This window comes from Streptomyces sp. NPDC056480 (genome assembly GCF_042795405.1).
GTDB lineage: Bacteria > Actinomycetota > Actinomycetes > Streptomycetales > Streptomycetaceae > Streptomyces.
The window spans coordinates 1-13,303 of the sequence record NZ_JBHTSA010000106.1; the positions used below are offsets into that span (position 1 = coordinate 1).

General features: G+C 66.3%; 11 protein-coding genes and 4 pseudogenes. 6 read left to right on the top strand and 9 right to left on the bottom strand.

Features of this window, described 5'->3' with window-relative positions:
* From ACFQ79_RS32180 to ACFQ79_RS32205, 6 genes and pseudogenes are all read left to right on the top strand, one after another.
* The coding region (locus ACFQ79_RS32180) for a transposase (RefSeq protein WP_383590019.1) at positions 1–409 on the top strand (409 nt) is incomplete at its 5' end.
* Complete coding sequence (locus tag ACFQ79_RS32185) at positions 406–930, top strand: IS3 family transposase (protein WP_383590021.1); 525 nt, start codon at positions 406–408, stop codon at positions 928–930. The genes ACFQ79_RS32180 and ACFQ79_RS32185, both read left to right, overlap by 4 nt.
* Positions 931–1,131: 201 nt before the next feature.
* Complete coding sequence (locus tag ACFQ79_RS32190; RefSeq protein WP_383590023.1) at positions 1,132–2,142, top strand: IS30 family transposase; 1,011 nt, start codon at positions 1,132–1,134, stop codon at positions 2,140–2,142.
* Between the two features lie 50 nt (positions 2,143–2,192).
* A pseudogene (locus tag ACFQ79_RS32195) lies at positions 2,193–2,489 on the top strand (integrase core domain-containing protein); the annotation flags it as partial.
* A gap of 335 nt (positions 2,490–2,824) precedes the next feature.
* Positions 2,825–4,390 (top strand): S8 family peptidase, encoded by a 1,566-nt coding sequence (locus tag ACFQ79_RS32200; protein WP_383590025.1) that lies wholly within the window; start codon positions 2,825–2,827, stop codon positions 4,388–4,390.
* Positions 4,391–4,663: 273 nt separating this feature from the next.
* Entirely contained in the window at positions 4,664–6,475 is a 1,812-nt protein-coding gene (locus ACFQ79_RS32205; protein ID WP_383590027.1) for a S8 family serine peptidase, read from the top strand.
* A 1,156-nt stretch (positions 6,476–7,631) separates the two neighbouring features.
* On the opposite strand, the gene ACFQ79_RS32210 is transcribed toward ACFQ79_RS32205, so the two are convergent.
* From ACFQ79_RS32210 to ACFQ79_RS32250, 9 genes and pseudogenes are all read right to left on the bottom strand, one after another.
* Entirely contained in the window at positions 7,632–7,928 is a 297-nt protein-coding gene (locus tag ACFQ79_RS32210; RefSeq protein ID WP_383590029.1) for a hypothetical protein, read from the bottom strand.
* Complete coding sequence (locus ACFQ79_RS32215; RefSeq protein ID WP_383590031.1) at positions 7,886–8,572, bottom strand: hypothetical protein; 687 nt, start codon at positions 8,570–8,572, stop codon at positions 7,886–7,888. The genes ACFQ79_RS32210 and ACFQ79_RS32215 overlap by 43 nt, the downstream gene beginning before the upstream one ends.
* Positions 8,573–8,593: 21 nt before the next feature.
* Positions 8,594–8,731 (bottom strand): annotated as a pseudogene (locus tag ACFQ79_RS32220) (hypothetical protein); the annotation flags it as partial.
* A 21-nt stretch (positions 8,732–8,752) separates the two neighbouring features.
* Entirely contained in the window at positions 8,753–9,853 is a 1,101-nt protein-coding gene (locus ACFQ79_RS32225; protein ID WP_383590033.1) for an IS630 family transposase, read from the bottom strand.
* 216 nt (positions 9,854–10,069) lie between these two features.
* Complete coding sequence (locus ACFQ79_RS32230; RefSeq protein WP_383590035.1) at positions 10,070–10,963, bottom strand: 2-dehydropantoate 2-reductase; 894 nt, start codon at positions 10,961–10,963, stop codon at positions 10,070–10,072.
* Between the two features lie 207 nt (positions 10,964–11,170).
* Positions 11,171–11,407: a hypothetical protein gene (locus tag ACFQ79_RS32235; RefSeq protein ID WP_383590050.1), complete on the bottom strand. Its 237-nt coding sequence runs from the start codon at positions 11,405–11,407 to the stop codon at positions 11,171–11,173.
* A gap of 27 nt (positions 11,408–11,434) precedes the next feature.
* Positions 11,435–11,572 (bottom strand): annotated as a pseudogene (locus ACFQ79_RS32240) (hypothetical protein); the annotation flags it as partial.
* Between the two features lie 601 nt (positions 11,573–12,173).
* Positions 12,174–12,521, bottom strand: a complete 348-nt coding sequence (locus ACFQ79_RS32245; RefSeq protein WP_383590037.1) for a hypothetical protein — start codon at positions 12,519–12,521, stop codon at positions 12,174–12,176.
* Positions 12,518–12,829 (bottom strand): annotated as a pseudogene (locus ACFQ79_RS32250) (hypothetical protein); the annotation flags it as partial. The gene ACFQ79_RS32245 and the pseudogene ACFQ79_RS32250, both read right to left, overlap by 4 nt.
* Between the last annotated feature and the right edge of the window lie 474 nt (positions 12,830–13,303).

Consider the following 13,303-nt stretch of genomic DNA (forward strand, 5'->3'; position numbering starts at 1 on the left):
CCCGCGAAACCCGGCGCTTCCTGCACCGCCGACAACGGCAACCCCACATCGTGACCGGCTACTTCCACGGCCGACACGTTCGCTACACGATCCAGTAGGAAACCCATCAGTTTCGGCTCAATATCCGCCGGAGTTCAAGGCGGATGCGGTCGCGCTGTACGAGTCGCGGCCCGGAGCGGCGATCCGGCAGATCGCCGCCGATCTGGGGATCAATCCCGAGACGCTGCGGAACTGGATCCGGGCGGCCGGCGCGAGCCGGCCCCGGGGCCGGGGTGAGGCGACGCCGGCGCCGCGGTCCCCGCTCGGGGCCGAGCTTGCTGCCGCACGCAAGCGGATCCGTGAGCTGGAGGAGGAGCGCGGGATTCTGCGGCGGGCCGCGAAGTATTTCGCCGGGGAGACGCGCTGGTGAACCGCTGCCAGTTCGTCGAGGACCACCAGCGCCGATACGGCGTCAAGCGGTTGTGCCGGATCCTGGGGATCTCTCGCTCGAGCTGCTGCTACTGGCGGGCCTCCGCTCCTGCCAGGGCTGCCCGGCAGGCAGCGGACGCGGCACTCGCCGTGCGTATTCGCCAGGTCCACCAGGATTCCGACGGGACTTACGGTGTTCCCAGGATCACTGCCGAGTTGCGCAACGGCAGCCAGACGCCGGTGAATCACAAGCGCGTCGCGCGCCTGATGCGGTCCACCGGCCTGGCAGGCCTGAGACTGCGACGCCGACACCGCACCACGGTCCCGGACCCGGCCGCCGTGAAGGTTCCGGACCTGGTCGGCCGGGACTTCAGCGCCGACATGGTGAACAGCAAGTACGTCGGTGACATCACCTATCTCCCCCTGGAGGGCGGGAAGTTCTTGTATCTGGCGACCGTGATCGACCTCGCCTCGTGTCGTTGCTCCCGTAAGAATGACCCCCAGGTGCTCCTTTGGTTCTAACGCTTGTCGCAACACTCCTTGATCATGATGGGTGTGTTGATGGCGAGGGTGGGTCGTAAGCGCAGGCTCGAGGTTGAGGCGGAGTACTGGCGCCTTCTGCAGTCCGGGGTGGGCACGGCCGAGGCCTGTAGGCAGCTCGGGATCGGGCGGAAGACCGGCTAGCGGTGGAGGTCAGAGAACGGCGGTCTGCCGCCAGAACGCGTGTCCGAGACCGTGCACTCGGGCCGCTACCTGTCGCTGCTGGAGCGCAAGCGCATCGCCGCCCTGCGCGAACACGGTCTGGGCATACGGGAGATCGCCGGACGGCTCGACCGCTCACCTTCGACCATCAGCCGCGAACTGCGCCGCAACATGCCCGAACACGACCAAGGTCTCTACGACGCCGACCTCGCCCACCACCGCTCCAGACAGCGGGCCGAACGGCCGCGAAGACCGAAGCTGCGACTCGACGCCGAGCTCCGCGCCGAGGTCCAGGCCAGGCTCGACCTCGAGTGGAGCCCCGAGCAGATCGCCGCCCACCTGCGCGCTCTGTGGCCTGACCGGCCCGATCGGCACCTGTGCCACGAGACCATCTACCGTGCCCTCTATCAGGGCGCGAAAGGCGTCCTGAGCAGGACACTCACCAAGAAGCTCCGCACCGGCCGGCCTCTGCGCAAGCAGCGCCGCAAGGCCGGCCAACGCGCTCCGCGGTTCGCCGTGCCGGCGACACTCATCGACGAGCGGCCTTTTGTCGTCGAGCTCCGCGAACGCGCCGGCGACTGGGAAGGCGACCTGATCACCGGGCGGAGGAAACGTACCGCCATCGCCACGCTCGTGGACCGCCGCACCCGCTTCGTCCGTCTCGTCGCCCTGCCCGACGGCCACGGCGCGGACCAGGTCCACGCGCGCCTCACCGAGGCGCTGAGGGACGTCCCCGACACCGCACGGATGACACTGACCTGGGACCAGGGCGCCGAGATGGCCTGCCATGACCGCCTCGCCCCGCTGTTCCGCGACGGTGTCTACGTCGCCCACCGCGGCAGCCCCTGGCAACGCGGCACCAACGAGAACACGAACGGCCTGCTCCGCCAGTACCTGCCGAAGGGCAGCGACCTCTCCATTCACACCGCCGACGAACTCCGGGCGATCGAGGCCCGCCTCAACAACCGCCCCCGCAAGACCTTGGGATGGCGGACCCCCGCCGAGCTATTCGCAGGCGCTCTGACAGCATGAGACCTGCAACGTTGCGACGATCATGCGAATCCACCGTTGAGTCCAAGCAATATTCGAGTCGGGCATTCGCCGAAGCCTGCAGGTCAGCAGGGGTGATCCAGAGCATGGGCGCGATCGGGTCCAGCGCCGACAACGCACTTGCCGAGTCCTTCAACGCAACCTTCAAACGCGAAACACTCCAAAGCCGCAAATGCTGGTCCAGCGAGCGCGAGGCCCGCCTCGACGCCTTCCGATGGCTCCACCGCTACAACACCCGACGACGTCACTCCCGCCTCGGACACCGCAGCCCGATCGCCTACGAAACAGCCACCGCAGCAACATCAACTACGCTGGCCAAAGCCGCATAACCCGTGTCCAGGATTCGGGGTCAAGGCCCGCCCGTACCTCGCCTCCGTCGCCCTTGGCTCACTTCACGCTCAACCATCAGTCCATTCCTGCCGAGGATCGCCCGCTCCAGCAGATGGTTGGGGAGAGCACCCATCAGAATCAGACTTCGCCGTCACGTTGAGCAGGTTGCCGACCTGCACAGACATGAGGAGTCATGGCGCTGCTCTTGCGTTCGGCACTGGTTGTCGGCACCCTGTGAAACCGGTAGCTGACGAAGGGTCAGATGTATGTGTCTCACCCAGTACTCAGTCGGCTACTACCCCATCGCGTACCACCCATGAGGAGGATCTCTCTGATGGCAGTGATGCGTACCACCAAGGTCAGTGTCTGCGCGGCAGCCGCAGGCATGGCCACTGTCCTCTCGCTCGGCGCAGGACCGGCGCAGGCTTCGGCTACTGCCGATCAGACTGTACGTACCATCGCAAACGCCGATCATCCCGGGGTGATCAAGGACAGCTACATCGTCACCCTGAAATCCGGCATCGTCAGCTCCCGTTCCTCCGAGGCCAGGGCACTCGCCGCGCGCTTCAGTGCACGCATTGTCAGGACGTACAGCTCTGCACTCAACGGCTTTTCCGTGAAAGCCACGGAGCAGCAGGCCAGACGCCTCGCCCAGCATCCTGCGGTGGAGTCGGTTGTCCAGGATGAAGTCGTTTCGGTGTCCGCCGCCCAGCCAAACCCGCCGTCGTGGGGGCTGGACCGGCTTGACCAGCGGTCCTTGCCGCTGGACAGCCGTTTCGCATACCCCGATTCGGCTGGAACGGGAGTCACCGCCTACATCATCGATACAGGCGTGCGAATCACCCACCAGGACTTTGGTGGGCGCGCTACGTACGGGTATGACTTCGTTGACGGTGATGCTGTCGCCAGCGATGGCAACGGGCATGGAACACACGTTGCCGCCAACGTGGCCGGGACCGCATACGGCGTTGCCAAGAACGCCAAGATCGTAGCTGTCAGGGTGCTCAACAACGGCGGATCTGGGACTCTTACGGGGGTGATCGGCGGCATTGACTGGGTGACACAGAACGCTGTCAAGCCCGCTGTTGCCAACATGAGTCTGGGAGGTGGTGTCAATGAGGTGCTTGACACCGCAGTGAGGAACTCCATTGCCTCCGGGGTAACTTATGCGGTCGCCGCCGGCAACTCCAATGCCAACGCGGCCGGGTTCTCCCCGGCACGTGTGGCTGAAGCGATCACCGTAGGCGCCACGGCCGTCAACGACACACGATCGACCTTCTCCAATTACGGAACCTTGCTGGACGTCTTCGCGCCAGGCACTTCCATCACTTCCGCCTGGAACACCGGCGACAGCGCCACGAACACCATTTCTGGTACGTCAATGGCGGCTCCGCACGTCGCAGGTGCCGCTGCCCTCTACTTGGCCGATCACCCGGCAGCCTCGCCCGCCGAGGTCTCCGCGGCACTAACCACAGCCGCTACCGCAGGAGTCGTCGGCAACCCTGGCACGGGATCTCCGAACCGGCTCCTCCATGTCGGGATGCCTCCCGCTCCCCCGTCGCGCTTCGAGAACGCTGCCGACTTCCCAATCCGCGACTTCAGAGTGACGCAGTCTCCGATCACCGTAAGCGGCCTGGCCGGCAACGCGCCTTCCAACTTGCGTGTCTCGGTGGACATCAAGCACACGTGGATCGGAGATCTCCGGGTCGATCTGGTGGCCCCGGACGGTTCGAGCTACATACTCAAGGCAAGTGGCACTGGTGGCAGTGATGACAACGTCATCGCCACCTACACCGTCAACGCCTCTTCCGAGGTAGCGAACGGTGTCTGGAAGCTCCGCGTCAAGGACAACGCCTTCAGTGACACCGGGAAGATCGATTCCTGGTCTCTGCAGTTCTGACGAACCATCACAAGCGTTGCCGCCTCCGGCGAATCGTGCCGATTCGCCGGAGGCGCAGTGCTGCGCGCCTTCGGTGCTAGGCGCCGGACATCCCTGATCACGAGTCGAGGCTTAGCCGATGGATCTGGCTTCCGGGGCTCACTGCTGCACCCGTCGCGGATTCGCTGCGTCCGCAGCGTGTATGGCAAATGATGCCCTGCTGAAAGGCTGTTGAGGAGAAGTTACTCACGCGTTCGAGGCCTCCTGCAATCAGGGTGTGGCCACAAACCACCCTTGGAGCAGAGGTTTATCGTGACTATACGGCAAGTGCATCAACGCCTCATACGTGGCAGTCTTATCGCAGGAACCGTCATCGCGCTGACAGCCTTGGGTGTATACCCAGCAGGCGCGGAGGCCCCTGCTGCCGCGCCCAGCGAATCGGCGACGGGCCCAAGTATCACTGGCAGGAGCGGGGTTCAGGAGTTCATCGTAGGGTACTTGCAGGACGCGGAGGGTGCCGTATCGGACCAGGCTGCACGAGACTCAACGGCGGCCTCCTTCAAGCGGGCGGGCCGGGCAGTGTCGTTCGTCCGGCGTCTGGGCACCAAGGCAGCCGTCTTGCGAGCGAGCTCCTCCTTGAACTCGTCGCAGACGGACAAGCTACTCGCCGACCTCCGGTCCCGTCCGGGCATAGCCTATGTCGAACCGAACCGACGATTGCGTCCCACAATGTCGCCAGATGACACCCGCTGGAGCGAGCAGTGGGATCTGACGGACGTGACTGCGGGCATGTCTCTCTCCGGTGCTTGGGACGTGGCCACAGGCGCTGGCGTGACCGTGGCCGTCGTCGACACGGGGATCACGGATCATGCTGACCTCGCAGCCAACGTCATTCCTGGCTACGATTTCATTTCTGATGCTAGCGACGCCCGGGACGGAAACGGGCGTGACGCGAATGCTCGCGACGAGGGCGACTGGACAACTGTGACCGGTGAGTGCTCAGGTGACTCGGATGAGGCACCAGACACGTCGTCGTGGCACGGAACCCATGTCGCGGGAACGATCGCTGCAGCTGCCGGCAACGCTCAAGGCATCGCTGGTGTGGCGTTCAATGCCAAGGTCCAGCCTGTCAGGGTGCTGGGTCGCTGTGGCGGCACCACCGCCGATATCGCTGATGGCATAGTGTGGGCTTCCGGTGGGTTCGTCTGGGGCGCTCCAGTCAATCCGACACCCGCGAAGGTCATCAACATGAGTCTCGGTGGCTACGGTTCGTGCTCTACGACCTTTCAGAATGCCATCAACTCGGCCGTCAGCCGTGGTACAACGGTTGTGGTAGCCGCAGGGAATGAAGCGGCCGATGCGCGCAACTCTGAGCCTGCAAACTGTGACAACGTGATCGCTGTCGCAGCCTCTGATCCCGATGGCAATCTAGCTGACTACTCCAACTATGGCGCGGCAGTGGATGTGACGGCACCGGGTGGGGAGACTCATCCATCGCGCAGTGGCGGGATTCTGTCCACGTTGAACGCTGGAACGACACGGCCGGCCGGGGGAACCTACGAGTTCTATCAAGGCACCAGCATGGCCACTCCGCACGTCGCTGGACTAGCTGCATTGATCCTGTCCAGGAAGCAGCTCGCTCCAGCCACAGTTGAGTCCGTCATCAAAGCCAACGCCCGCCGTCTCCCGGGGATCTGCTCCGGGGGCTGCGGCACAGGCTTGATTGACGCGGCGGTGACCCTCAGGGCCGTCACCGAGGGGAAGATCTTCGAGAGCACGAGCAACGTAGACATACCCAGCCACGGCCCCAGTGTTGATTCGCCAATTCCTGTGACCGGAGTTGGCGGGAATGCTCCCTCGTCGCTCCGAGTCGGCGTGGACATCAAGCACAGCTACCGCGGCGACCTCGCCATCAGTCTTGTATCACCGGACGGCACCGTGTATCCGCTCAAGCAGTCCGCCTCATGGGACTCGTCCGACGACGTCAATGCGATCTATGTCGTTGACGCCTCCCCCGAGACTGCGAACGGGATCTGGCGTCTGCGGGTGCGTGACGTGGCCTACTTTGACAAGGGGTTCATTGATGCCTGGTCGCTGACGTTCTAGGGTCGGTATGAGTCGTGATCAGCTGCTGGGTTCTGCGCATCATGAAGGTGGGGCCCGGCAGGAATCTGGCCGCCGTGGCGCGTCAGCAACTCAGCGATGCTTAATAGCGGTTCATCGATCCCCGCATGCCGGTTGGCGGGCTGACGCCGTATCCCGCGACTGACGGGAGCAGTGTGAAGGGAGGGTCGGCGGTTCCGCTCGAGCGGGCAGTGGCGGGAGACGCCTTCCGATTTCGGTTTCTGGGCCACTGCCTACCGTTGTTTCTGTGTCCGGCAGGGCGCCGACAGCTTCACTGCCCGGCTGAAAGGCCTGATTGCTGAGATCTCTGTTCGCCTGGTCCCGGCGCGGCCAGCAGCAAGGTCCACCTTGCTGCTGGCCGCAAAGTCCGCTCGCATCGTGACAAGCTGGCGCCGGTTGGCCTGCGCTTCGGGCTCCAGAGGGTGCAAATAGTGGGGGTTCCTGCCCGTGAGTGAGGGAAGCGGGCAGGATGACCGATACAGGGCACCAGGTGTCCGCGACGGTCAGACCGTGCCCCCCGGCAGCGGCCACCCCAGCGCCACTGAGATTCCCCCATCTGCGCGTCTCAGCGGCAAGCTCATTGGATCACGTCACCCACAAATGCAGGCGGAGTACTGTCTGCTCAATCGGTCCCCTCCGATGGCCGGCGAAGTCTCTCCGCACCACGCTCTGCCAACAGTCCCGCCTCGGGGACGCGCCGCAGCCCTGTCGCAGGTCGAGGAACTGCTAAGGGAAGCTCTGGTGTTGCCTGGGGTAAGGCGTCAGTACTCTGTTGACGCCCAATGGGCTGCCTGTCCCCCAGCCCGGCCACGCACAAGCTGTGCGCAGAGTGCGCATCAGAGCGGCGGGACGGACTGCGCCGGCGATACCCAACGCCGACGCAGGCATCGGTCTACGGGCCCTACAAGGTTAGACGTGCCGTTGGGTGATGAGGGCAGGCGGCAGGGCCGGGTAGGGCTTCGTGGATGCCGTCGCGTCGTTTCCAGCGGACTCACAGGCGACGGAAGCCGTGGAGCCAGGCAATATGGTGCGTTCGCCGACCCAGCTGTGGACTCCTGGGCCGGAATCGTGCGGGACTCTGCGGCTGGTGTCGGCGTACACGTGAACGTGGCTCTGGCAAGAATTTCGTAGCCGGAGATCATCTCGGTGACATGGCCAGCCGGTCCGCGTAGCGGCGGCGGAGGTAGGCGATCAGAACGACGCGATGGCGGAGGAGCGGGACGCCGGCGCGTCCGGCCATCAGGCGTTTCTGCAGTTTGACGTCGGTGATGCGGCCTTCGTTGACGCCGGAGTTGTAAGGGGTGGTGATTCCTTGGGCGACGGCATGCCGGTCTTCGCGCAGAGCTCCGGCGAGGCCGACGAGTGGGGCCAGACCGCTGTTCGCGAGGTCGTTCAGCCAGCCTGAGAGAGGTTTCGCGTCGCGATTGTCGAGCATGGCGGCGAACCGGCGACCAGGTCGTGGGTGACTCTGAGTTCAGGGCAGTGGCCGAGGAGTCGGGGCAGCCGGTCGTTGATGTGAAGGTTGCGACGGTGGGGGTGGGTGGTGATCCAGCGTGCGGCTTCGCGTGGCGAGGGCGGGCGTTCGCGTGGTTCGTCCAGGGGCAGGCCCCGTCTGAGGGGTGCGATGGCCGTCTTCACGCGCTGGTAGTGGCCGGGGTAGCCCTTGGTCTGAAGTTCTTCGTGCAAGATCTTTGCGCTGTGCTGTCCCTCGTCCCAGCGTTGCTGCAGGTAGTCGAGGTAGGGGTCCAGGGCGGAAGGCTTGCGGGGCGGGCGGCGCATCACCTCCTGCCAGGTCCGAGCCCGGGCGTATTTGCCGACCGTGCGGCGGTCCAGGCCGAGTTCGCGGGCCACGGAACTGCGGCTCCGGCCGGTGCTGGTCAGCGCCTGCACTGCTTCGAACAGCCTGCGGGCGTGACGCGCGGCCCTGGTGTCCTCCGCGGTGTTCCCGGCGGTCTCCTCGGCTGGTGCGGGATCGCTCTCGCTGGCCGCGGACAGTGCGGCCGGCAGGCAGCCGCGGTGAGCGGAGGCGATGTCCTGGACACGACGCTTCCAGAGGTGAAAGCGGTCGCTGACCTGCACCGTGTCGGGGGCGCCGCCTGCGATGCCCTGCCGGTAGGTGAGGGAGCCGTCGCGGCAGGCGACCTCGACACCGGGGTGCTCGCGGAGCCAGCGGCTGAGCTGTTCGTCGTCGCGTCCTTCCCAGAGCGTGAGCGGGAGGCGGGTGGTGGCGTCGACCAGGAGGGTGCCGTAGGTGTCGCCCTAAGCGGCTTTGGTGAAGTCGGCTGCTGATCCTTTGATGCGTGCGCGTTGACGGTTCAGTGCCTGGTCGACGGCGATGGCGACCGCCTCGGCGGTGGTATGGACGCGCTCGGGGTAGTCCTCATACTTCGCCGAGCGCCATACCCGCTCGATGTCGTTGAGCTCGGGACTTCGGGGCGGGAGATAGAAAAGGTCGACGCCGATTGCGGCCAGTTCCTCACGGCGGCCCTTGAAGGCGCGGGCGACGTGCGCGGAGGCGTTGTCCAGGACAACCGTGCAGGGCCGGATACGCGTGAAACCGCCGGGTGGCCGGGCCAGCGCGGCCCCGCCGCCAGGAAAACCGGCCAGCCGTGCGCACACGAACTCCAGCAGCATGGCCGCATCGACCTTGCCGCAGGTCTTCTCCCATACAAGGTCGGCATGCGCCCCTACCGCCAGGGCCCCCAGCACGTTCACGCGTCGGCCTTTCTTGTCCTCGCGTGACACAACAGCCCGCTGCCCTGCCCGTGACCAGGTGTATCCGGTGGGCATGGTCGGGGCGAACCCGCTCTCGCCGAGGAAGTACAGGTCCCTCACGCCCGCGTGTGCGCCCAGCCGTAAATCCTCCAGCTCGGCCCGCGCGGCCGGCTGGAGGACGGGGTCGGCCTTGTGCCGCAGCGTGTCCCGAGTGCGTTTCCACCGGAACCCGTCCCGGCGGAGCAACTCGGTCAGCCAGGCAGCCGAAACCCGAACCCCGCGCTCCGTGGCCAGCCAGTCGCACAAGGCCGCAGCGGTCCAGGTCCGCCCCTGCCGGGCCGACTCGTCCAGCAGCACGGCCACGGCCTCACGGGCCTCGGGCGTGACCGAGGCCGGGCGGCCCGGGCGCGGGGCGTCCACGAGCGCGGCGAACCCACCGGCCGTGAAACGGCGGACCGCACCCCGGACAGTGACCGCATTGCATTCGAGCAGGTCAGTCACCACCGGCACGGTCAGACCCCGCCCCATCAGCCGTATGCACTCCAGACGCAGCCTGGTGCCCGGTGCGAGATCACGTGCCCGCAGCCGCTCACGCACCTCGCGTTCCTGGTCCGCCGTCAACTCCACACAAAGGATCTTCGGCATGGGCAACCCCTACCCGCCCTGCCTCATGCCCTGCCACTGAACGCAGTGACCGCCGCGGAATCCAGCGGTGTCCGAGGCACGGTCGCGCCGGTGCTGCGGGTTAGCGTCATGCACACAGTGGCCTGGCCCCCTCGGACTCAGGCCCGTGCCGGCTGTGCGCTGACGGCGGCCGTGCCTCATACCCGTCCCCCCGAGGCAGGGCCAGGGGGAGGGACGCTACGAAGCGTTACCCGGTGCGCTCACGGCTTCCAGCAGCGCGGTGACGGTGTCGTTGTACGGGGTGGGGATGCCGAGGCGGGCGCCCGCGCGCACCACCGCGCCGTTGCGGGCGTCGTATTCCAGCTCACGGCCTGCCAGGCGGTCCCACAGCATGCTGCTGCCGGACTCGGGCGGCATCGCTCGCAACCGGGCGATGACCTGGTCGGCCAGGTCATCGGGAAGGCGCGCGCCTGAGGCGGCGGCGACCTGCCGCGCCTCCTCCACCAGCGCCCGTCCCAACTGGGCGATGCGCGGATTGGCGAAGACCGGCATCCGTTGCATCGTCAGCGCGGTAACGGCGCCGTTCGCCGTGTTCAGGCACAGTTTCGTCCATGCAGCGGTGACGAAGTCGGCGGTTGGCGTGACCTCGATACCGCTGCCCTGACACAGGGCCGCGAAGTCGGCGCCGCCATCGCCCTCGGGCACGGTGAGCCGTGGCCGGTCGAACAGCCGGATCTGGCCGCGGCGCTGCGACTCGGCAGAGATCTCCACCACGGCCGGAAGGACGCGGGCGGCGCCGACCAGCGGCGCGACGCGCTCACGGTGCTCCACGCCGTTCTGCAGCACCACGACTCGGGTGCCCGCGCCGCACAATCGGCTGAGCCACGGTCCCGCTGCGGCCGTCTGGTAAGCCTTGGTCGCCAGCACCACCCACTCCACTGCCGACACCTCGGCGGGGTCGGTGACCTCAGGAACAGACGCCTCCAGAGCCGATCCGTCGGGCCTTACGATGCGCAACCCGCCCAGCGGCGAACGCACGCAAGCGGTCACCTCTGCCCTCCCGGTCGACGTCAGCTCCGCGGCCACAACGCCGCCCACCGCCCCCACACCCACTACCGCAACCCGTGTCATATCCACCGAGCCTATCCGTACCGAGATCGACTCGAAGAGCGCTGCGACACAGGGGCAGAGCAGCAGAGGTGCGCACCGCGACGCAGAACGTCCGCGTTACGCACCTCGCACTCCTGATCCGACGTCAACTCCACGCGCAGGATCTCCGACAAGGGCAGCCCCCTGCCTACCTCATATCCGAACCGCAGCCAATATCACCGAGACCGCTTAGAGCGCGAAGTCGTCCACCCCCAGCACCCGGGGTGTCTCCAGCGGGGGGAGCGGCACCCGCATCAGCTGGGACAGGACGGTGCACCGCGAGAGCCTGATGTTCAAGATCCGCAATATCCGGGCACCACCCCGGCCCGCCAGCACCACACTGCCGTCCCCCACCAGGCGCTGCAACTGCGGTGTCCGGCGCTGGTAGCGCGTGGTCAGCCCCGCTATCTGTTCGGCGAAGGTCACCTTCGGGCACGATGTGTTCTCGCAGTACAGGCGACGTACGGACAAGTCGATACGCACAGGCCGGCCCGCGAGAGTGACGTCGGCGAGGCGGCGTACATAGCGGCTGTGGCACCACTCGCTGGGCTGCCCGCATCCTGTACATCCTGCGGGAACACCGGACCTCATACGAGCACCTGCAACCACAGCGGCATCAGAGACATCAACCGAGCCAGCCAGTACACCAGCCAACTGCGGCAACAGACTGCCCAGTTCAAGAGAGCACAGCCACAGGCCGCCCGCTACGTGGAGCTGCAGACCGTGTCACCGAGATGATCTCCGCCTACGGAATTCTTGCCAGAGCCAGCTAAGGCCGTACGCCGACAGCTGGTGCCTTGTGCCTAGGCGAGCGGGCGGCACTTGCCGCGTTCGGCCACCAGGATGCGGGCTGCCGTCGTGGCCGGCAGACGAAGCCCGCAGCGGAAAGGGCCTCGCGTGCAGAGGCAACAGTTGCGTGACATGTCGTTGCGGATTCTGCCGGTCAGCTCGGACCACTTGCGGGCCCCGTCGGGCGGCGCGGACATCGCTGAAGTTGATCACCGCCCTGCGACCGCAAGCTCTCTGCCGGCCGCAGTCTCGTCCACAAGACGGTATGAAGCCGGTCCGCATGCTTCCCGTGCCACGCGGCCAGACACCACCAGCAGGCCCTGACCGGCCCGGATCCCAGCTCCTGGGGCATGCACTTCTACTGAATGCCGGCGCGGAACACCCTGCACAGGGGGCCTGGCGGTCAGGCTACCGCGGCCGCTCCGATGCCCGATTCGGTGGCGGAGGTAGTGGTCGACCGGTCGGTTCCCGTTGGAGTCCGACCCCCCTCCGGTCCAGCGTTGAAGCCCATGAGGCTCGGCCACTTAAACGAGACACGACCCTGCTGCGGCGCCTCGGGTGGCCCGTCACTGTCCCCGTGCCGGTGCAGGATGCCGGAGGCGACTGCGATGCCGCCAAAGACGGTGGCGACGATCCGCAGGTAGTTGCGGCGGGGTGTGAGGGAGTCGGCGGCGATCCGGTCGTGGAGCGCTTCCTGGGCCGCGTCGGAGCGGGGGTCCGACGCGGGCGGCTGGGGGTCGGTGACGCTCATCGGACGCCCTCCCGTCGCCCGCCGCCACACTTGTTCGAATTCGCTTCGCTCACATCCCTTCCATTGATCTCGACGACGGGAAGCCCACCGGGGACCGGCCACTGGACCTTGTCGGCGGGGACGACCATCGCCACACCGGTGGAGCCGGTCGTGGAGCCGAAGGTGAAGGAGTCGGCGACCTGGACGCCGGGGCGTTCGGCCTGGAGCTCTTCGAGGGTTCCGTAGAAAAGGGCGCCGGTGGGGCAGACGTGGCACACATCGGGGCGAGGCCGTAGGCCGTGCAAGTCGTAGCAGAGGCTGCACTTCATCTACAGGACGACCAGGCTGGACTGCGGAAATGGCGCCGCGGCCAGCCGATCAGCGTCCGCATCGCCAGCAACTGCGCCGCGCCGCCACAACGAACGCCACCCCCGCAACTACGTGGCCTTCCCCGGCCTCGCAGCCGCCATGCCACTGCAAACGATCTGCCCGCCTCACCACACAGCCACATCTCATGCCCTCGTCCCGAGGGCCCTCAGATCCTTCCCCTCAAGATTGATTTCCGAGCGGACTGGGACTGCCTCGGCAAGCATCTCATTGATCCCTCGCCCTCGAGATCTATCGGGATGAACCCGCAGCCAGCGGCTCGACCAGCACCTTCAGGCGATCATGGGCATGATGGTGATCTCATGCCTCTTTGGGGTCCGGTTTCGGTGGCCCACGGCCCTGTCCGGACGGGGCACGGCGTCGGTTTTTAAGATGATCTGAACTCATCTGTGCTGAATGAGTAGTCTGTACATGTT